This is a genomic window from Alloalcanivorax gelatiniphagus, from assembly GCF_005938655.1.
GTDB classification, from domain to species: domain Bacteria; phylum Pseudomonadota; class Gammaproteobacteria; order Pseudomonadales; family Alcanivoracaceae; genus Alloalcanivorax; species Alloalcanivorax gelatiniphagus.
Window position 1 is genome coordinate 132,941 of sequence record NZ_VCQT01000001.1, and the last position, 19,836, is coordinate 152,776.

16 protein-coding genes and 2 tRNA genes are annotated in these 19,836 nt (G+C 64.7%); 17 read left to right on the top strand and 1 reads right to left on the bottom strand.

The window, feature by feature from the left end:
* Window positions 1-118 precede the first annotated feature (118 nt).
* From dnaJ to greA, 5 genes are all read left to right on the top strand, one after another.
* Window positions 119-1,246 (top strand): molecular chaperone DnaJ, encoded by a 1,128-nt coding sequence (dnaJ, locus tag FGS76_RS00625; RefSeq protein ID WP_138770694.1) that lies wholly within the window; start codon window positions 119-121, stop codon window positions 1,244-1,246.
* A 35-nt stretch (window positions 1,247-1,281) separates the two neighbouring features.
* Entirely contained in the window at window positions 1,282-2,106 is an 825-nt protein-coding gene (dapB, locus tag FGS76_RS00630; protein WP_138770695.1) for a 4-hydroxy-tetrahydrodipicolinate reductase, read from the top strand.
* Between the two features lie 287 nt (window positions 2,107-2,393).
* Complete coding sequence (carA, locus tag FGS76_RS00635) at window positions 2,394-3,527, top strand: glutamine-hydrolyzing carbamoyl-phosphate synthase small subunit (protein ID WP_138770696.1); 1,134 nt, start codon at window positions 2,394-2,396, stop codon at window positions 3,525-3,527.
* A 61-nt stretch (window positions 3,528-3,588) separates the two neighbouring features.
* Complete coding sequence (carB, locus tag FGS76_RS00640; protein WP_138770697.1) at window positions 3,589-6,807, top strand: carbamoyl-phosphate synthase large subunit; 3,219 nt, start codon at window positions 3,589-3,591, stop codon at window positions 6,805-6,807.
* A gap of 59 nt (window positions 6,808-6,866) precedes the next feature.
* Complete coding sequence (gene greA / locus FGS76_RS00645) at window positions 6,867-7,343, top strand: transcription elongation factor GreA (RefSeq protein WP_138770698.1); 477 nt, start codon at window positions 6,867-6,869, stop codon at window positions 7,341-7,343.
* Window positions 7,344-7,427: 84 nt separating this feature from the next.
* On the opposite strand, the gene FGS76_RS00650 is transcribed toward greA, so the two are convergent.
* Entirely contained in the window at window positions 7,428-7,742 is a 315-nt protein-coding gene (locus tag FGS76_RS00650) for a YhbY family RNA-binding protein (RefSeq protein WP_138770699.1), read from the bottom strand.
* A 67-nt stretch (window positions 7,743-7,809) separates the two neighbouring features.
* On the opposite strand from FGS76_RS00650, the gene rlmE reads away from it, so the two are divergent.
* From rlmE to rbfA, 12 genes are all read left to right on the top strand, one after another.
* On the top strand, window positions 7,810-8,427 hold the full coding sequence (gene rlmE, locus FGS76_RS00655; protein ID WP_138770700.1) for a 23S rRNA (uridine(2552)-2'-O)-methyltransferase RlmE: 618 nt from the start codon (window positions 7,810-7,812) through the stop codon (window positions 8,425-8,427).
* A 66-nt stretch (window positions 8,428-8,493) separates the two neighbouring features.
* Window positions 8,494-10,419, top strand: coding sequence for an ATP-dependent zinc metalloprotease FtsH (gene ftsH, locus FGS76_RS00660; protein ID WP_205717137.1), 1,926 nt, complete (start codon window positions 8,494-8,496; stop codon window positions 10,417-10,419).
* A gap of 10 nt (window positions 10,420-10,429) precedes the next feature.
* The gene (gene folP, locus FGS76_RS00665; RefSeq protein ID WP_138770702.1) at window positions 10,430-11,278 is read left to right on the top strand and encodes a dihydropteroate synthase; all 849 of its coding nucleotides are present in this window, start codon (window positions 10,430-10,432) and stop codon (window positions 11,276-11,278) included.
* Window positions 11,279-11,321: 43 nt separating this feature from the next.
* Entirely contained in the window at window positions 11,322-12,656 is a 1,335-nt protein-coding gene (gene glmM, locus FGS76_RS00670) for a phosphoglucosamine mutase (protein WP_138770703.1), read from the top strand.
* 52 nt (window positions 12,657-12,708) lie between these two features.
* Complete coding sequence (gene tpiA / locus FGS76_RS00675; RefSeq protein WP_138770704.1) at window positions 12,709-13,458, top strand: triose-phosphate isomerase; 750 nt, start codon at window positions 12,709-12,711, stop codon at window positions 13,456-13,458.
* Window positions 13,459-13,460: 2 nt separating this feature from the next.
* Window positions 13,461-13,940, top strand: coding sequence for a preprotein translocase subunit SecG (gene secG, locus FGS76_RS00680; protein ID WP_138770705.1), 480 nt, complete (start codon window positions 13,461-13,463; stop codon window positions 13,938-13,940).
* An 11-nt stretch (window positions 13,941-13,951) separates the two neighbouring features.
* Window positions 13,952-14,038 (top strand) — tRNA-Leu (locus tag FGS76_RS00685).
* Window positions 14,039-14,419: 381 nt separating this feature from the next.
* A tRNA-Met gene (locus tag FGS76_RS00690) sits at window positions 14,420-14,496 on the top strand.
* Between the two features lie 159 nt (window positions 14,497-14,655).
* Entirely contained in the window at window positions 14,656-15,111 is a 456-nt protein-coding gene (gene rimP / locus FGS76_RS00695) for a ribosome maturation factor RimP (protein ID WP_138770706.1), read from the top strand.
* 33 nt (window positions 15,112-15,144) lie between these two features.
* Window positions 15,145-16,650 (top strand): transcription termination factor NusA, encoded by a 1,506-nt coding sequence (gene nusA, locus FGS76_RS00700; RefSeq protein WP_138770707.1) that lies wholly within the window; start codon window positions 15,145-15,147, stop codon window positions 16,648-16,650.
* Window positions 16,651-16,706: 56 nt separating this feature from the next.
* Window positions 16,707-19,403: a translation initiation factor IF-2 gene (gene infB / locus FGS76_RS00705; RefSeq protein ID WP_138770708.1), complete on the top strand. Its 2,697-nt coding sequence runs from the start codon at window positions 16,707-16,709 to the stop codon at window positions 19,401-19,403.
* Window positions 19,404-19,415: 12 nt separating this feature from the next.
* Window positions 19,416-19,823, top strand: a complete 408-nt coding sequence (rbfA, locus tag FGS76_RS00710) for a 30S ribosome-binding factor RbfA (RefSeq protein WP_138770709.1) — start codon at window positions 19,416-19,418, stop codon at window positions 19,821-19,823.
* Window positions 19,824-19,836 lie beyond the last annotated feature (13 nt).

Consider the following 19,836-nt stretch of genomic DNA (forward strand, 5'->3'; position numbering starts at 1 on the left):
CGTGGCCCTGGACGCTGAAAGGCGACTCCGGGGCCGGCGCCGGGCGTGCGGCGTCAGAGCATATGCATCGCCGGCGGGACACCGCCGGCGTTTCTGCTTCACGGCAAGTTGAATGTCTATGTCCAAACGTGATTATTACGAAGTGCTGGGGGTGGGCAAGGACGCCGGCCCGCAGGACCTGAAAAAAGCCTACCGCCGTCTGGCGATGAAATACCATCCGGACCGCAACCCGGATGACCAGGAGGCGGTGGCCCGATTCAAGGAGGCCAAGGAGGCCTACGAAGTGCTCTCCGATGAGCAGAAGCGGGCCGCCTACGACCAGTTCGGCCACGCCGGCGTCAACGGCCAGGGTGGCTTTGGCGGCGGTGGCGCCGGCGGCTTCGGAGGCGGTGGCTTTGGTGACATCTTCGGCGATATCTTCGGTGACATCTTTGGTGGCGGCGGACGCCGTGGTCCGGCCCGCGGCGCCGACCTGCGCTACACCCTGGAGCTGACCCTGGAGCAGGCGGTACGCGGCTGCGAGGAAAAGATCCGGGTGCCCAGCTGGGACAGCTGTGAAGTGTGCGACGGCAGCGGCGCCCAGGCCGGCGAGCAGCCGATCACCTGCCCGACCTGTAACGGCATGGGCCAGGTGCGCATGCAGCAGGGTTTCTTCACCGTGCAGCAGGCCTGCCCCACCTGTCACGGCGAGGGCCGGGTGGTGGAGAACCCCTGTGGCCACTGCGGCGGCCAGGGCCGGGTACAGACCACCCGCACCCTGTCGGTGAAGATTCCCGCCGGCGTCGATACCGGCGACCGCATCCGTCTGGCCGGCAAGGGCGAGGCGGGCATGAGCGGCGCGCCCCCCGGTGATCTGTATGTGCAGGTGGCGGTCCGTGAGCACGACCTGTTCAAGCGCGACGGCGAGAACCTGCACGTGGAAGTGCCGCTCAGTTTCGTGGACGCGGCCCTGGGCGGCGAGCTGGACGTGCCGACCCTGAATGGCCAGGTGAAGCTGAAAGTGCCGCCGGAAACCCAGACCGGCAAGCTGTTCCGCCTGCGCGGCAAGGGCGTGACCCCGGTACGCGGCGGCCCGCCCGGTGACTTGCTGTGCAAGGTGGTGGTGGAAACCCCGGTCAAGCTGTCCGGCGAGCAGAAAGACCTGCTGCGTGGTTTCCAGGAATCCCTGGAGAAGGGCGGGGAGCGTCACAACCCGCGCCGCACCAGCTGGTTCGAGGGCGTCAAACGCTTCTTCGAGGGGCTTTGAACCCTGATATTTCAACCGCACAACGGGCGACAACCATGAAAGTAGGGATTATCGGCGCCGCCGGGCGCATGGGCCGGATTCTGATGGAGGCCACCCTGGCCAATCCGGACACCGAGCTGACCGCCGCGGTGGACGTGCCCGGCTCCAGCCTGATCGGCGTGGACGCCGGTGAGCTGCTGGGCCAGGCCGCCCTGGGCGTGACCCTGGCGGACGACCTGGAAAAGGTGGTGCGGGACGCGGATGTGTTCATCGACTTCACCGTGCCCGAGGCCACCGTCGGCCATCTGGCGGTGTGCCGGGCCGCCGGTACCCGCCTGGTGATCGGCACCACCGGCCTGGATGACGAGCAGAAGGCGGCCCTGCGCGACGCCAGCGAGGACATCGCCATCTGCTTCGCGCCCAACTATTCCATCGGCGTGAACCTGTGCTTCAAGCTGCTGGAGACCGCCGCCGCCGTGCTCGGCGACGAGGTCGATATCGAGGTGATCGAGGCCCACCACCGGCACAAAATCGATGCGCCCTCCGGTACCGCCCTGCGCATGGGCGAGGTGGTGGCCCAGACCCTGGGCCGGGACCTCAAGGACTGCGCGGTCTACGGCCGCGAGGGCCGCACCGGCGAGCGCGACCGGCGCACCATTGGTTTCGAGACCATCCGCGCCGGCGACATCGTCGGGGACCACACGGTGATGTTCGCCGCCGAGGGCGAGCGGGTGGAAATCACCCACAAGGCCTCCAGCCGCATGTCGTTCGGCCGTGGCGCGGTGCGCGCCGCGCTGTGGCTGGGCGGCCACGAGCGCGGCCTGTACGACATGCAGGACGTGCTGGGGCTGGCCGGCGACAGCGCCGGTTGGGGCCGCTGAGGGTCTGATCGCGGCTGAAGCCGCTCCTGCACTCGCCGTAGGAGCGGCTTCAGCCGCGATTACCCGCGAATCCGAGCGTGCGACGTGACACCAGGGCGGTTACGTCCTAAAATACCGCCTGCCCAAGATGGGCGAGCGGGTGGTCGAGTGAAACCGGGTGTTTTTCCCTCAGAACGCGTTTCCTGAAAGCGAGGTGGAGCAATCCATCTCGCTTTTTTGCGAACCTCGCAAGGGGTTCCGACCCCCGCCACCGATCTCCACAAGTCCCTATCCGCCAGGAGGTTGCGTTGACGGTACCCGCCATACTTGCTCTGGAAGACGGTAGTCTCTTTCGGGGTGTCGCGATTGGCGCCACGGGTGAAACCGTGGGTGAAGTGGTGTTCAACACCGCCATGACCGGCTATCAGGAAATTCTCACCGATCCGTCCTATGCCAAGCAGATCGTGACCCTGACCTATCCGCATATCGGCAATACCGGGGTCAATCCGGAGGACGAGGAGTCCGCGCGTGTCTGGGCCGCCGGCCTGGTGATCCGTGATCTGACGCTGACGGTGAGCAGCTGGCGTGCCAGCCAGTCCCTGCCGGACTACCTCAAGGAGCGTGGCATCGTCGCCATCGCCGACATCGACACCCGCCGCCTGACCCGGATTCTGCGCGACAAAGGCGCGCAGAACGGCTGCATCCTGGCCGGCGAGGACGTGGATGAAGAGAAGGCCCTGGCCGCCGCCCGTGCCTTCCCCGGCCTCAAAGGCATGGACCTGGCGCGGGAAGTGAGCGTGCAGGAACGCTACCAATGGTCCGAAGGGACCTGGGAGCGGGCCACCGGCCACCGCCCGGCGGCGCCGAGCCGCTTCAAGGTGGTGGCCTACGATTACGGCTGCAAGCGCAACATTCTGCGTATGCTCGCCGATCGCGGCTGCGACCTCACCGTGGTGCCGGCACAAACCCCGGCCTCGGAAGTGCTGGCGATGAACCCGGACGGCGTGTTCCTGGCTAATGGCCCCGGAGATCCGGAGCCCTGTGATTACGCCATCGACGCGATCCGCGAGATCGTCGCCACCGGCCTGCCCACCTTCGGCATCTGCCTGGGCCACCAATTGCTGGGGCTGGCCAGCGGCGCGCGCACCATGAAGATGAAGAACGGTCACCATGGCGCCAACCACCCGGTCAAGAACCTGGAAGACGGCACCGTGATGATCACCAGCCAGAACCATGGTTTCGCGGTGGACGCCGACACCCTGCCGGACAACGTCAAGGTGACCCACGTGTCCCTGTTCGACGGCACCCTGCAAGGCATCCACCGTACCGACGTGCCGGCCTTCGGCTTCCAGGGTCACCCGGAAGCCAGCCCGGGCCCGCACGATTGCGCGCCGCTGTTCGACCATTTCATCGAACTGATGGAGGCCCACGGGGCCCGCTGAGAGCGTCCGGCGCCACGGCGCCGGACCCCTGGACAGAATCAACGCCTGACGGTTAGCACCTATGCCCAAGAGAACCGATCTAAAGAGCATCCTCATCATCGGCGCCGGCCCCATCGTTATTGGCCAGGCCTGCGAGTTCGATTACTCCGGCGCCCAGGCCTGCAAGGCCCTGCGCGAGGAAGGCTTCCGGGTGATCCTGGTGAATTCCAACCCGGCCACCATCATGACCGACCCGGCCATGGCGGACGCCACCTACATCGAGCCCATTACCTGGGAAACGGTGGCCAAGATCATCGAGAAGGAGCGCCCGGACGCCCTGCTGCCCACCATGGGCGGGCAGACCGCGCTCAACTGTGCCCTGGATCTGGAGCGCCATGGCGTGCTCGCCAAATTCGGCGTGGAAATGATCGGCGCCAACGCCGACACCATCGACAAGGCCGAGAACCGCGACCGCTTCGACAAGGCGATGCGCAACATCGGCCTGGAATGTCCGCGCGCCAAAGTGGCCCGCACCATGGATCAGGCCTGGGAAATTCAGGCCGAGCTGGGCTTCCCGACCATCATCCGGCCGTCCTTCACCATGGGCGGCTCCGGCGGCGGCGTGGCCTATAACAAGGAAGAGTTCGAGGAAATCTGCGGCCGCGGTTTCGAACTCTCGCCCACCCATGAGCTGCTCATCGACGAGTCGCTGCTGGGCTGGAAGGAATACGAGATGGAGGTCGTTCGCGACAAGAACGACAACTGCATCATCGTCTGCGCCATCGAGAACTTCGATCCGATGGGCGTGCACACCGGCGATTCCATCACCGTGGCCCCGGCGCAAACGCTCACCGACAAGGAATACCAGGTGATGCGCGACGCCTCCCTGGCGGTGCTGCGCGAAATCGGCGTGGAAACCGGCGGCTCCAACGTGCAGTTCGGCATGTGCCCGGACACCGGCCGCATGGTGGTGATCGAGATGAACCCGCGGGTATCGCGGTCCTCGGCGCTGGCCTCCAAGGCCACCGGCTTCCCGATCGCCAAGGTGGCCGCCAAGCTGGCGGTGGGCTACACCCTGGACGAGCTGCAGAACGAGATCACCGGTGGTGCCACCCCGGCGTCCTTCGAGCCGTCCATCGATTACGTGGTCACCAAGATTCCGCGCTTCAACTTCGAGAAGTTCGCCGCCGCCGACCCGGTGCTGACCACCCAGATGAAATCCGTGGGTGAGGTGATGGCCATTGGCCGTAACCTGCAGGAGTCTCTGCAAAAGGCACTGCGCGGTCTGGAAACCGATTCCGTGGGCTTCGACCCGAAGGTGGACCTGGCGGCGCCGGATGCCCGCGAGACCATCGCCCGGCAACTTTCCACCCCCGGTCCGGAGCGCATCTGGATCGTCGGTGACGCCTTCCGCTTCGGCATGACCGTGGACGAAGTGTTCCAGATTTCCCAGATCGACCGCTGGTTCCTGGTGCAGATCGAGGACCTGATCCGCGACGAAGAGGCGGTGGCCGCCGGCACCTTCAGCGACCTGACCAAGAGCCGCCTGTACGGGCTCAAACGCAAGGGCTTCTCCGACGCGCGCCTGGCGCAACTGCTGGGCGTCAAGGAACAGGACGTGCGCAGCCGCCGCCGTGAGCTGGACGTGCAGCCGGTGTTCAAGCGCGTGGATACCTGCGCGGCGGAGTTCTCCACCGCCACCGCCTACATGTACTCCAGCTACGACGAGGAGTGCGAGGCCAACCCGTCCGACCGTGAGAAGATCATGGTGATCGGCGGTGGCCCCAACCGTATCGGCCAGGGCATCGAGTTCGACTACTGCTGCGTGCACGCCGCCTTCGCCATGAAGGACGACGGTTACGAGACCATCATGGTCAACTGCAACCCGGAAACCGTGTCCACCGACTACGACACCTCCGACCGGCTGTACTTCGAGCCGGTGACCCTGGAGGACGTGCTCGCCATCGTCGATATGGAAAAACCCAAGGGCGTGATCGTCCAGTACGGCGGCCAGACGCCGCTGAAGCTGGCCCGCGACCTGCAGGCCGCCGGCGTGCCGATCATCGGCACCAGCCCGGACGCCATCGACGAAGCCGAGGACCGGGAACGGTTCCAGCAGATGGTCAACAAGCTTGGCCTCAAGCAGCCGCCCAACCGCACCGCCCGCTCCATGGAAGAGGGCATCAAGCTGGCCGACGAAATCGGTTACCCGCTGGTGGTGCGGCCCTCCTATGTGCTCGGTGGCCGGGCCATGGAGATCGTTTACAACGATGCGGAACTGCGCAGCTACATGAACAACGCGGTGAGCGTTTCCAACGACTCGCCGGTGCTGCTGGACCGCTTCCTGGACGACGCCATCGAAGTGGACGTGGACGCCATCTGCGACGGTAAACAGGTGGTGATCGGCGGCATCATGCAACACATCGAACAGGCCGGCGTGCACTCCGGTGACTCGGCGTGCTCGCTGCCGCCGTATTCCCTGGACGCCGCCGTGCAGGACGTGATGCGTGAGCAGGCCGCCGCCATGGCTCTGGAGCTGGGCGTGATCGGCCTGATGAACGTGCAGTTCGCGGTCAAGGGCGACGACGTTTATGTGCTGGAAGTGAACCCGCGCGCCTCGCGCACGGTCCCTTATGTTTCCAAGTGCATCGGCGTGTCCCTGGCCAAGGTGGCGGCCCGCTGCATGGCCGGCACCACGCTGGAGGAGCAGGGCTTCACCGAGGAAGTGGCGCCGCGCCATTACTTCGTCAAGGAAGCGGTGTTCCCGTTCGCCAAGTTCCCGAAGGTGGACCCGATCCTCGGCCCGGAAATGAAATCCACCGGCGAGGTGATGGGCGTGGGCGAAACCTTCGCCGAAGCCTTCGGCAAGGCCTCGCTGGGCGCCGGCGAGCGCCTGCCCCAGGGCGGCACCGCCTTTATTTCCGTGCGCGACGCGGACAAGGCGGCGGCGGTGGAAGTGGCCCGGTCGTTGATCGAGCATGGCTTCGAGCTGGTGGCCACCCGTGGCACCGCCGCCCATCTGGCCGAGGCCGGGCTGGCGGTGAAAGCGGTGAACAAGGTGCTGGAAGGCCGCCCGCACATCGTTGATATGATCAAGAACGACCAGGTGAAGCTGATCGTGAACACCACCGAGGGCAAGCAGGCGATTCGGGATTCGTTCGCAATCCGCCGCTCCGCCCTGCAGCACAAGGTGTTCTACACCACCACCATCACCGCGGCCTACGCGGTCTGCCAGGCCATGGCCATCAGCGGTGAGCCGCAGGTGCGCCGGCTGCAGGACCTGCACGCCGAGATGCATTAACCGCGCGTCGCCCCGGGTCGCCCCCGGGGCGGCCCATGGACGATAAAGAGGTTACTTTTATGCAACGCGTTCCCATGACGGTCGCCGGCGCCGATGCCCTGCGCAAGGAACTCGATCAGCTCAAGAAAGTGGATCGGCCGCGTATTTCCGCCGCCATCGCCGAAGCCCGTGAGCACGGCGATCTGAAGGAAAACGCCGAATACCATGCCGCCCGTGAGCAGCAGGGGTTCTGCGAAGGCCGGATTCAGGAAATCGAAGGCAAGCTTTCCAACGCCCAGATCATCGACATCACCGGCATCGAGAACACCGGCAAGGTGATTTTCGGGGTCACGGTGACCATTCTTGACGTGGATACCGACGAAGAGAAGGTCTACCAGATCGTCGGTGACGACGAAGCCAACATCAAGAACGGCAAGCTGAGCGTCAACTCACCCATCGCCCGGGGCCTGATCGGCCGCGAGGAAGGGGATGTGGTGCAGATCGAAACGCCGGGCGGGGTCAAGGAATACGAGGTGGATAAGGTCGAGCATCTCTGACGGGGATCGCGGCTGAAGCCGCTCCTACCAGGTTGTGTAGGAGCGGCTTCAGCCGCGATTCGCTTCAGCCGCGATCCGCCCGGATCACTGATCCTGGGCGCGCAGAATGTTGGACAGCTTCGGATTGGGCTTGGCGGCGGCACGGTAGAGCAGGGCGATATTGCCGATCCGTTGCACCAGCTCGGCACCGCTGCGTTCGCACAGCTCGTCGATCATGCGAGCCCGCTCATCCCGGGTCGGCGCGCTGATCTTCACCTTGATCAGCTCATGATCCTCCAGCCGCGCCTGAAGCTCTTCCACGAAGGTGTCGCTGAGGCCCTTGTCGCCGGACAGCAGCACCGGCTTGAGGTGGTGGCCGATACGGCGCAGGCGTTTCTTGTCCAACGGGCTCAGGGGCATGATCTTCTCCAAAAACGGGGGCGCTATTCTAGACGCCGAAACCCACCGATGCGAGGGGCGCTGATCCATGGCCCGATCAAAAAGCAGCCAGCGCTGGCTCAGGGAGCACTTCGACGACCACTGGGTGGCCAAGGCCCAGGCCGAAGGGTACCGCTCCCGGGCCAGTTTCAAGCTGCTGGAAATCCATGAAAAGGACAAGCTGTTCCGCCCCGGCATACGGGTGCTGGACCTGGGCGCCGCCCCCGGTGGCTGGTCCCAGGTGGCGGCCCGGCTGGTGGGTTCACGGGGCACTGTCGTGGCCAGCGATATTCTGCCCATGGACGCGATCCCGGATGTCACCTTCGTGGAAGGGGATTTCCGGGAAGAAGCGGTCTATGAGCAGATAATTTCATTACTGGGTGAGCAGAAGGTCGACCTTGTAATGTCGGACATGGCCCCCAATATGAGTGGTAACAAGGCCGTGGACCTGCCACGGGCGATGTATCTGGCCGAACTGGCGCTGGATATGGCGGTCAATGTGTTGCAGCCGCGCGGCCAGTTTCTGGTCAAGGTGTTTCAGGGCGAGGGGTTCGAAGAGTATCGACGTACCCTGCAGGGCGCCTTCAAGAAGGTGGTCAGCCGTAAACCGGCGGCCAGCCGGCCGCGCTCCACCGAGGTGTACCAATTGGGGTCACACCTGAAGTAGTGTAGAGTTGCAAGTCTGTCAGTACGCGCTATTGCGCTCAGTAAGTCGAGGTCTCCCTTGAACGACATGACCAAGAATATCGTGCTGTGGCTGGTGATTGCCGGTGTGCTCTATGTAGTCGCCTCCAGCATCAACCCGCAGCCTTCCCAGCAAATGCTGAACTACTCCTCGTTTATCCATAGCGTGGAGAGTGGCAACGTCGATCAGGTCACCATCGGCGACACCCGGATCTCCGGGCAAATGAAGGACGGCAGCCGCTTCGAAACGGTCAAGCCGCCGGCCATGGACACCAACCTGATCCCCACCCTGATCCAGAACAAGGTGCAGGTCACCGGCAAGGAGCCGGAGCGTCAGGGTTTCCTGACCCAGCTGTTCCTGTCCGTGCTGCCGATTCTGCTGATCCTGGCCATCTTCATCTTCTTCATGCGGCAGATGCAGGGCGGCGGCAAGGGCGGCGGTGGCCCGATGACGTTCGGCAAGTCCAAGGCCCGGCTGATGGGCGAGGACCAGATCAAGACCACCTTCGCCGATGTGGCCGGCGTGGAAGAAGCCAAGGAAGAAGTGCAGGAGCTGGTGGAGTTTCTGCGCGACCCGGCCAAATTCCAGCGCCTGGGCGGCAAGATTCCCCGTGGCGTGCTGATGGTGGGCTCACCGGGTACCGGTAAAACCCTGCTCGCCAAGGCCATCGCCGGCGAAGCCAAGGTGCCGTTCTTCAGCATTTCCGGTTCCGACTTCGTGGAAATGTTCGTCGGCGTGGGCGCCTCCCGGGTGCGCGACATGTTCGACCAGGCCAAGAAACACGCCCCCTGCATCATCTTTATCGATGAGATCGACGCGGTGGGCCGCTCCCGGGGCGCCGGTCTCGGCGGCGGTCACGACGAGCGCGAACAGACCCTGAACCAGCTGCTGGTGGAAATGGACGGCTTTGATGCCAACGACGGTATTATCGTGATCGCCGCCACCAACCGCCCGGACGTGCTCGACCCGGCGCTGCTGCGCCCGGGCCGTTTCGACCGCCAGGTGACCGTGCCGCTGCCGGATATCCGTGGCCGCGAGCAGGTGCTCAAGGTGCACATGCGCCCGGTGCCGGTGGCCGAGGACGTGGAGCCCGGTGTGATTGCCCGTGGTACCCCCGGTTTCTCCGGCGCCGATCTGGCCAACCTGGTCAACGAGGCCGCCCTGTTCGCCGCCCGCGCCAACAAGCGCATGGTGAGCATGGAGGATTTCGAGAAGGCCAAGGACAAGATCCTGATGGGCGCGGAACGCCGCTCCATGGTGATGAGCGAGAAAGAGAAGCTGAACACCGCCTATCACGAATCCGGCCACGCCATCGTCGGCCGCCTGGTGCCGGACCACGATCCGGTCTACAAGGTCAGCATCATTCCCCGTGGCCGTGCCCTGGGCGTGACCATGTACCTCCCGGAGGAGGACAAGTACTCCCAGTCCAAGCGCGCCATCGAATCGGCGATCTGTTCGCTGTACGGCGGCCGGCTGGCCGAGGAAATGACCCTGGGCTTCGACGGTGTCACCACCGGTGCCTCCAACGACATCGAGCGCGCCACCAAGATGGCCCGCGCCATGGTCACCAAGTGGGGCCTGAGCGAGAAGATGGGGCCGCTGGCCTATGAGGAAGACGAGGGCGAGGTGTTCCTCGGCAAGCAGATGTCCCAGCGCAAGCACGTGTCCGAGCAGACCTCCGAGGAGATCGACCGGGAAGTGCGCGCCATCATCGACAGCTGCTACTCCCGGGCCAAGACCATTCTCGAAGAGAACCGGGACAAGCTGGACCTGATGGCGGAAGCGCTGATGCAGTACGAAACCATCGACGCTGCGCAGATCGAGGACATCATGTCCGGTCACAAGCCGCGGCCGCCCCGTGACTGGCGCGACCAGGGCCCGGGCAACGGTACCTCCGCGTCCTCGGACAGCGAGGCCGCCGGTGATGCCAAGCCCGGTGACGATGCCATCGGCGGGCCGGCCAACACGCACTGACCGGGTTCCGATGAGCGAAACTGCCAGCCTGAACCGAGGGGCGCGGACACTGAACCTGTCCGCGCCCCTCGTTATGGGGGTCCTGAATGTGACCCCCGATTCCTTTTCCGACGGTGGCCGCTATACCACGCGGGACGCCGCCCTGCGCCAGGCACGACAGCTGCTGGACGAGGGCGCGGCGATCATCGACGTGGGCGGTGAATCCACCCGCCCCGGCGCCACGCCGGTTGCCGAGCAGGAAGAACTGGACCGGGTGGTGCCGGTGGTGGAAGCCCTGAGCCGCGAGCTGGGCGCGCTGGTGTCGGTGGATACCAGCACGCCGGCGGTGATCCGGGAAACCGCCGCCGTCGGCGCCGGCCTGATCAATGACGTGCGCTCCCTGCGCCGCCCCGGCGCCCTGGAGGCGGCGGCGGCCACCGGCCTGCCGGTGTGCGTCATGCATATGGTCGGCGAGCCCGGCAACATGCAGGATAATCCCCGTTACGATGACGTGACCGCCGAGGTGGTGGCGTTTCTGCGTGAGCGGGTGGCGGCCTGCGTGGCCGCCGGCATTCCCCGTGAGCGGCTTCTGGTGGACCCGGGCTTCGGCTTCGCCAAGACCCTGGACCACAATCTGCGCCTGCTGGCGGAACTGGAGCAGCTGCGTGCCCTGGACCTGCCGATCCTGGTGGGCCTGTCGCGCAAGGGCATGATCGGCCAGATTCTCGGGCGCCCGGTGGAAGAACGTCTGCCCGGCTCCCTGGCGGCGGCGGTAATGTGCGTGGAGCGCGGCGCCAGCATCGTGCGCGCCCACGATGTGAAAGCGACCGTGGACGCCGTGCGCCTGACCCACGCGGTGATGAACGAAAAAAAACGCTGACCCCTGGGCCCCGGGCCCGTGCATTCAGCGCAGGAGACAATGGATGAGTCGCAAGTATTTTGGCACCGATGGCATTCGCGGTACCGTCGGGGAACCGCCGATCACACCGGATTTCGTGCTCAAGCTGGGCTGGGCCGCCGGCCGCGTGCTGGCCGCCCATGGCGGCAGCAAGATCCTGATCGGCAAGGACACCCGCATCTCCGGCTACATGTTCGAGTCAGCGCTGGAAGCCGGTATTTCCGCCGCCGGCGTGGATGTGCGCCTGCTGGGCCCGATGCCGACGCCGGCCATCGCTTACCTGACGCGCACCCTGCACGCCCAGGCCGGCATCGTGATTTCCGCCTCCCACAACGCCTACACCGACAACGGCATCAAGTTCTTCGGCGGCGACGGGCGCAAGCTCAACGATCAGATCGAGCTGGAAATCGAACGCATGCTCGACGAGCCGATCTCGGTGGTGGCCACCGACCGGCTCGGCAAGGTACGGCGCATCGACGATGCCCGCGGCCGCTATATCGAATTCTGCAAAAGCACGGCGCCGGGGCTGACCCTGCACGGCCTCAAGATCGTGGTGGACACCGCCAACGGCGCCGCCTACCACATCACCCCGGACGTGCTTGAGGAACTGGGCGCCACGGTGGTGCCCATGGCCAACCAGCCCAACGGTTTCAATATCAACCGCGACTGCGGCTCCACCCGGCCGGAGGCGCTGTGCCAGCGGGTGCTGGACGAGCAGGCCGACCTGGGCCTGGCCCTGGACGGCGATGCGGACCGGCTGATCATGGTGGACGACCGGGGCCAGCTGGTGGACGGTGACCAGCTGCTTTATATCATCGCCCGTGATCGCCGCCTCCACGGCGCCCTGAAGGGCGGGGTGGTGGGCACCCTGATGTCCAACCTGGGCCTGGAGCTGGCCCTGGGCGCCCTGGAGATTCCGTTTGTGCGCGCCAAGGTGGGCGACCGTTATGTAATGGAACAGCTGGACGAGCGCGGCTGGTTGCTGGGCGGTGAAAATTCCGGTCACCTGGTGTGTCTGGACCGGACTTCCACCGGTGACGGCACCGTGGCCGCCCTGCAGGTGCTCGACGCCCTGCGCCGCGAGCAGCGCACGCTCCGCGAAGTGGCCGCCGAAGCGCCGTTATTACCGCAGACGTTGATCAATGTGCGCGGCGCCCGGCGCGACGGCTACCAGGACGACGCCCATCTGCGCGAGGAGCTGGCGGCGGTGGAGCGGGAACTGGGCAAGAACGGTCGGGTGTTGCTGCGCCCCTCCGGCACCGAGCCGCTGGTACGGGTGATGGTGGAAGGCAAGGACGAAGAGCAGGTCACGCGGCTGTGCCAGCGCCTGGCCGACGCCGTGGAAGCGGCGATCGCCTGAGGCGGGCGCGGCCCGATGGCAAGCGCGGACCAATAAAAAGAGGAAGGGTTTGATGACAAGAGCACCGCTGGTGGCGGGGAACTGGAAGATGAACGGGCGCCTGGCCATGGTTCAGGAGCTGGCCACGGCGCTGCGGCCGGCCGTGCCGGAGCGGGTGGAGGTGGCCCTGTGCCCGCCTTATCCCTATCTGCCGGCGCTGGGCGAGGCCCTGGCGGGCTCCGCCCTGGCGCTGGGCGCTCAGGACCTGTGTGACCATGAGGACGGTGCCTTCACCGGCGAGGTGTCGGCGGAAATGCTGCTGGAATTCGGCTGCCGCTTCGTCATCGTCGGCCACTCCGAACGCCGTGAGCACTACGGCGAGGACGACGATCAGGTGGCCAGCAAGTTCCTGCGCGCCCGGCAGGCCGGCCTCACCCCGATCCTGTGCCTGGGCGAAAGCCTGCGCCAGCGGGAAGCGGAGGAGACCGACCAGGTGGTGGTGCGCCAGTTGATGGCGGTGGTCGAGGCGGCGGGCGTGGAGGCGCTGGGCCACGCGGTGCTGGCCTACGAGCCGGTCTGGGCCATCGGTACCGGCCTTACCGCCACCCCGGAACAGGCCCAGGCGGTGCACGCCGGGCTGCGCGCGGCGGTGGCGGATCACGACGCGGACATCGCCGCGCGGCTGCGTATCCTTTACGGCGGCAGTGTAAAGGCGGATAATGCCGCCCCTCTGTTTGCCCAGCCGGATATCGACGGTGGTCTGATCGGCGGGGCTTCCCTGAAAGCAGAAGAATTTATCGCCATTTGTCGGGCGGCAGGTTGATTATGGATATTGTGCTTCATGTGGTGCACGTGCTGGCGGCGTTGGGTCTTATCGGCCTGATCCTGATTCAGCACGGCAAGGGTGCCGACGCCGGCGCCTCGTTTGGTGGTGGTGGTTCGCAGACCGTATTCGGCAGCGCCGGCTCCGCCAATTTCCTGACCCGGTCCACGGCCGTGCTCGCGGTGGTGTTCTTTATCACCAGCCTGGGGCTGGCCTGGATGGCTCGCCAGGAAGTATCCGGTGGTGGCAGCATTCTGCCGGCGCTGGAATCAGTGGATGAGCAGGACGTTCCGGCCATGGATCAGCAGGGCGGCGACGTGCCCGGTGCCGGTGAGGCCCGGGGTGATGTGCCCGCCATGGACTCCGGTGATGCCGGGGACGTGCCCGGTGCGTCGGAATCCGAAAAAGGGTCTTTAGATGTGCCGGCGGCTGAGTTAGAATCCCCGGCCCCGGATGAGACGCCGTCTCAGTCGGAGCAGTAAGCGAGTTCTTTGCCGAAGTGGTGGAATTGGTAGACACGCTATCTTGAGGGGGTAGTGACCTTACGGTCGTGCCGGTTCAAGTCCGGCCTTCGGCACCAAAATGCGGATGGGTTCCTGGCGGAATCCTCTTATGTTTCTCGGCCGGCCTGCCAGCCAGCGCCGAGACGCGGCGGGCGGTATCCCGCCGCTGCGCTGGCGCGGAAAGCGGTGCTTTCCGCCCAGCCTTCGGCACCAAAATTTGGACGGATTCCTGTTAGAATCCGCTTGTGATTTCTGGTCGCGGCAGCGGCCAGCGCCGAGAAGCGGCGGGCCTGGTCCCGTCACTGCGTTGGCGCGGGAAGCGGGGCTTTCCGTGAGACGTTCGGCAACGGAACTGAAAGGGTTTTGTTTTCGTTAAGGTTCGGAAAAATAAATACTTTTTTCTCGAATCGCATTGACAAGACCCGCGCGAATCCTTAGTATTTGCGCTCGATTTCAAGTGCGGGGTGGAGCAGTCTGGTAGCTCGTCGGGCTCATAACCCGAAGGTCGTAGGTTCAAATCCTGCCCCCGCTACCACTTGTCGGAACCGATCCGGTTCTGAACAACAAAAAGCCCCTCTAGAGGGGCTTTTTGCTATACAGCCGGGTCGATAGTGGGAAATGGGCGTTAGGCCCATTTTTTGTTTGTGATGCCGGTAAAGAACACCGGTTATGAAGACCGCGACGCAGAGGTTAGATGTCGAAACGCACCGAGCAACTCAAGGAGCTGTTGGCTCCACTGGTGGAAGACCTGGGTTACACGCTTTGGGGTATCCAGTACCTCCAGGGGCGCGGTGCGGTATTGCGTCTTTTTATTGATCACGAAGACGGCATCAGCGTTGATGATTGCGCGCGAGTGAGCAACGAAGTCAGCGGTCTTCTCGACGTGGAAGATCCGATCCCCGGCGAATACAACCTGGAAGTATCCTCTCCAGGTCTGGATCGCCCACTCTTCGAACTTTCCCAATTTGACCGTTATCAGGGCGAGGACGTGCAACTCACGTTGCTGGCTCCGATCGCGGGCAAGCGTAAAATAACGGCGACCCTGGTTGCCGTGGATGGCGATACGCTGGAGGTGACGCTTGATGGCGAAACCCTGCGTGTTCCCTACAGTCAGGTGGACCGTGCCCGATTGAAGCCCCGCTTCGACTGAGCGCGCCCCGGAGACATAGGTAAAGGCCTGGCCATGAACAAAGAGATCCTGCTGGTAGCGGAAACCGTTTCCAACGAGAAGGGCGTCAGCCGCGATGTGATTTTCGAGGCCATCGAATCGGCCCTGGCGGCGGCGACCAAGAAACGCTTCAAGGAAGAAGACGTGGAAATCCGCGTGGAGATCGACCGCATCAGCGGCGATTACCGCACGTTCCGCGTCTGGCATGTGGTGCCCGACGAAGAGCTGTTCGAATTCGGCCGCCAGCTTACGCTGGACGAAGCCCATGAAGAGAACGAAAGCCTTCAGATCGGCGATATCCACGAACAGGAAATCGAGTCCGAGGCGTTCGGCCGCATCGCCGCCCAGACCGCCAAGCAGGTGATCGTGCAGAAGGTGCGCGAAGCCGAGCGCCGGCAGATCATCGAGGAATACCGGGACCGCATCGGCGAGCTGATCAGCGGCGTGGTGAAAAAATCCAGCCGCGACGCCATCGTGCTCGACCTGGGCGGCAATGCCGAGGCATTGATCACCCGGGAGCATATGATCACCCGCGAGAGCGTGCGCCAGAATGATCGGGTGCGCGCCTATCTGCTGGGCGTCAACGAAGAGAACCGGGGCCCGCAGCTGTTCGCCAGCCGCGCCTGCCCGGAAATGCTCATCGAACTGTTCAAGATCGAGGTGCCGGAGATCGGCGAAGAGCTGATCGAGATCAAGGGCGCCGCCCGTGATCCGGGCTCCCGCGCCAAGATCGCCGTCAAGACCAACGACCAGCGCATCGACCCGGTGGGCGCCTGTGTCGGCATGCGCGGCGCGCGCGTGCAGGCGGTGTCCAACGAGCTGGCCGGTGAGCGTATCGACATCGTTCTGTGGGACGACAACCCGGCGCAGCTGGTGATCAACGCCATGCAGCCGGCGGAAGTGGCGTCCATCGTGGTGGACGAGGAAAGCCACACCATGGACATCGCGGTGGAAGATGAATCGGCGCTGGCCCAGGCCATCGGCCGCAGCGGCCAGAACATCCGTCTCGCCTCCGAGCTGACCGGCTGGGAGCTGAACGTGATGACCATCGATGAAGCGGAGAACAAGCAGCAGCAGGAAGCCGAGCAGGCACTGCAGAGCTTCATCGAGTACCTGGATGTGGACGAAGACATGGCCGCGGTCCTGGTGGAGGAAGGTTTCTCCACCCTGGAGGAAGTGGCCTACGTTCCCACCGAGGAAATGCTCGCCATCGAGGGCTTCGACGAGGATATCGTCGAGGCGCTGCGCCAGCGCGCCAAGGATGCGCTGCTGACTCGGGCCCTGGTGTCCGAGGAGAAATTCGGACAGGCCGAACCCGCTGATGATCTGCTCAATATGGAAGGCATGGATCGTGACCTGGCGGTGGAACTGGCCTCAAAAGGCATCGTCACCATGGAAGACCTTGCCGAACAAGCGGTGGACGACCTGCTCGACATCGAGGGGATGAGTGAAGAGCGCGCGGCTGAATTGATCATGGCCGCCCGCGCCCCCTGGTTTGCAGGCGAGGAAGCCGGCGAGTAATTCTCGCCGGGATTAGCAGGGCGCCACCCAGACGCGGACAGGAGAGTGTTGCTGACATGGCAGAAACGACCGTAAAGAAACTGGCCGATGTGGTAGGTATTCCGGTGGACACGCTGCTCACGCAGATGAAGGAAGCCGGCCTGCCCCACACCGATGCCGGTGAAGGGGTCTCCGATGAACAGAAGCAGCAGCTGCTGGCGCATCTGCGCAAGTCCCATGGTGCCCAGTCTTCGGAACCCAGCAAGATCACCCTGAAACGCCGCTCCACGAGCACCATCAAGACCACCGGCGCGGCGGGCAAGGCCAAGACCGTGAACGTGGAAGTGCGCAAGAAGCGCACCTATGTGAAGCGCGCCGCCGTCGAGGAAGAAGAGCGCCTTGAAGCCGAGCGCAAGGCGGCCGAGGAAGAAGCGGCGCGTCTGGCGGAGGAAGAGGCCAAGCGCAAGGCCGAGGAAGAAGAAGCCAAGCGCAAGGCGGAGGAAGAAGACGCCCTGCGCCGCGAGCAGGAGGCCAAGGCCCGCGCCGAGAAAGAGCGCGCCGCCGAAGAGGAAAAGGCCTCCCAGGAGAAATCCAAGCGCGCCAGTGTGCCCAAGGCCGCCAAGAAAGCGCAGAAGGAAGAAACCGAGGAAGAGCGCAAACAGCGCGAAGCCGAGGAGCGCAAGCAACGCGAAGCCGAGGAAGTACGCCGCAAGCAGGAAGCCGAGCAGCGCAAGAAGGCCGAGGAAGAGGCCGCCCGGCGTACCGCCGAGGAAGCCAAGCGCATTGCCGAAGAGCTGGAAAAGCGCGGTGGCGAAGCCCAGGAACAGCCACGGGAAGAGGAAGAAGACAAGAGTTCCTCCATCGTCCGTGATGCTGTCGAGGCCGGCTACCGCACCGAGGAGCGCCAATCCCGTCGTCGTCGCCGCAAGCCGAAAAGTGCCGGCGTGGCCCACGGCCAGATGAAGAGCTCCATGAACAAACAGCACGGGTTCAAGAGCCCCACGGAGAAAATGGTATACGACGTCGAGATTCCCGAGACCATCACCGTGGCCGAGCTGGCCCAGCGCATGAACATCAAAGCCAAGGAACTGATCAAGGCGATGATGAAGATGGGCGAGATGGCGACTGTGAACCAGTACATCGACCAGGAAACGGCGGTACTGCTCACCGAGGAAATGGGGCATACGCCCAAACTGGTGAAGGGCGAGGAAGAGGCCCTGGAAGACGATCTGGCCACCCTGGCGGACTACAGCGGTATCGACAGCGAGAACCGCGCGCCGGTAGTGACCATCATGGGCCACGTCGACCACGGCAAGACCTCGCTGCTCGACTACATTCGTAAGGCCAAGGTGGCCGCCGGCGAAGCCGGGGGCATTACCCAGCACATCGGCGCGTACCACGTGCCGCATGAGAAGGGCATGATCACCTTCCTGGATACCCCGGGCCACGCGGCGTTCACCGCCATGCGCGCCCGTGGCGCCAAGGCCACCGACATCGTCATCATCGTGGTGGCGGCGGACGACGGCGTGATGCCGCAGACCGAGGAAGCGATCAACCACGCCAAGGCGGCTGGTGTTCCGCTGATTATCGCGATCAACAAGGTCGACAAGGAAGGCGCCGATCCGGACCGGGTCAAGAACGAGCTGGCCACCAAGGACGTGATCCCCGAAGCCTGGGGTGGCGAATACCAGTTCATCAATGTGTCCGCCCATTCCGGCGAAGGCATCGACGACCTGCTCGACGCGATCCTGCTGCAGTCTGAACTGCTGGAACTGAAAGCCCCGGCCACCGGCCCCGCCAGCGGCGTGGTGATCGAGTCCCGGGTCGAGAAGGGCCGCGGTACCGTGGCATCGATCCTGGTGCAGTCCGGCGAACTGAACGTGGGCGACATGCTGCTGGCCGGCGCCCATTACGGCCGGGTACGCGCCCTGGTGGACGAGACCGGCCAACAGGTCAAGAAAGCCGGCCCCTCCATTCCGGTGGAAGTGCTGGGCCTGGACGGCGCGCCGGAAGCCGGTGAGCAGGTTCAGGTGCTGCCCGACGAGAAGAAAGCCCGGGAAGTGGCGGAATTCCGTCAGGAGCGCGACCGCGACGTCAAGCTCAAGCGGCAGCAGGCCTCCAAGCTGGAGAACCTGTTCGAGAACATGGGCAGTGCCGAGGCCAGCCAGGTCAACATCGTGCTCAAGACCGACGTGCGCGGGTCCCTGGAAGCGCTGATCGGTGCGCTCAACGACCTGTCCACCGACGAAGTGAAGGTGAGCCTGGTGTCCGCCGGCGTGGGCGCGATCAACGAGTCCGACGTCAACCTGGCGATGACCAGCGAGGCGGTACTGCTGGGCTTCAACGTGCGCGCCGACTCCAAGGCCAAGCGTCTGTGCGAGCAGGAAGGCATTGACCTGCGCTACTACAGCGTGATCTACGAGCTGATCGACGACGTCAAACAGGCCATGAGCGGTCTGCTGGCACCGGAGAAACGCGAGGAAATCCTGGGCACCGCGGAAGTGCGCGATGTGTTCCGGTCCTCCAAGTTCGGCGCCGTGGCCGGCTGTATGGTGGTGGAGGGGACCCTCTACCGGAACCGGCCGATCCGCGTGCTGCGCGACGACGTGGTGGTGTTCGAAGGCGAGCTGGAATCCCTGCGCCGCTTCAAGGACGACGTTCAGGAAGTTCGCAACGGCATGGAATGTGGTATCGCCGTGAAGAGCTACAACGACGTGAAGGAAGGCGACAAGATCGAGGTGTTCGAAGTGAAGGAGGTGGCGCGCAGCCTGTAGGCGCGCCCAATCATGAGCCGTCACCGTCGCCCCAGCGGTTTCCAGCGTACCGACCGCATCGCCGACCAGATCCAGCGCGAGCTGTCGCGGGTGCTTCAGTTTGAACTGAAGGACCCGCGCATCGGGCTGGTGACGGTGCAGGACGTGACCGTCGCCCGGGACCTGGCCTACGCCGATGTCTACTTCACCCTGCTGGGTGAGGGCGAGGACGCCGGCCGGGAAGCGGAGCAGGTGCTGACCGGCGCCGCCGGTTTCCTGCGCTCTTCGCTGGCCCAGTCGCTGAACACCCGCACCACGCCGCGTCTGCGGTTTCACTACGATAAAACCCCGGAGCGGGCGTCGGAGCTGTCCAAGCTGATCGACGAAGCCCGCGCCGAGGACCGGGAACTGCGCCCGGAAGACGACACCGATAACGATTGATCACGGAGCAAAG

Bases quoted from the DNA above. Each gene is read 5' to 3' on its own strand.
- folP (WP_138770702.1), top strand. From the start codon at position 10,430: ATGAGCGAAACTGCCAGCCTGAACCGAGGGGCGCGGACACTGAACCTG.
- dapB (WP_138770695.1), top strand. From the start codon at position 1,282: ATGAAAGTAGGGATTATCGGCGCCGCCGGGCGCATGGGCCGGATTCTG.
- FGS76_RS00650 (WP_138770699.1), bottom strand. From the start codon at position 7,742: ATGCCCCTGAGCCCGTTGGACAAGAAACGCCTGCGCCGTATCGGCCAC.
- carB (WP_138770697.1), top strand. From the start codon at position 3,589: ATGCCCAAGAGAACCGATCTAAAGAGCATCCTCATCATCGGCGCCGGC.
- rimP (WP_138770706.1), top strand. From the start codon at position 14,656: ATGTCGAAACGCACCGAGCAACTCAAGGAGCTGTTGGCTCCACTGGTG.
- greA (WP_138770698.1), top strand. From the start codon at position 6,867: ATGCAACGCGTTCCCATGACGGTCGCCGGCGCCGATGCCCTGCGCAAG.
- rbfA (WP_138770709.1), top strand. From the start codon at position 19,416: ATGAGCCGTCACCGTCGCCCCAGCGGTTTCCAGCGTACCGACCGCATC.
- infB (WP_138770708.1), top strand. From the start codon at position 16,707: ATGGCAGAAACGACCGTAAAGAAACTGGCCGATGTGGTAGGTATTCCG.
- secG (WP_138770705.1), top strand. From the start codon at position 13,461: ATGGATATTGTGCTTCATGTGGTGCACGTGCTGGCGGCGTTGGGTCTT.
- glmM (WP_138770703.1), top strand. From the start codon at position 11,322: ATGAGTCGCAAGTATTTTGGCACCGATGGCATTCGCGGTACCGTCGGG.
- rlmE (WP_138770700.1), top strand. From the start codon at position 7,810: ATGGCCCGATCAAAAAGCAGCCAGCGCTGGCTCAGGGAGCACTTCGAC.
- nusA (WP_138770707.1), top strand. From the start codon at position 15,145: ATGAACAAAGAGATCCTGCTGGTAGCGGAAACCGTTTCCAACGAGAAG.
- dnaJ (WP_138770694.1), top strand. From the start codon at position 119: ATGTCCAAACGTGATTATTACGAAGTGCTGGGGGTGGGCAAGGACGCC.
- ftsH (WP_205717137.1), top strand. From the start codon at position 8,494: ATGACCAAGAATATCGTGCTGTGGCTGGTGATTGCCGGTGTGCTCTAT.
- tpiA (WP_138770704.1), top strand. From the start codon at position 12,709: ATGACAAGAGCACCGCTGGTGGCGGGGAACTGGAAGATGAACGGGCGC.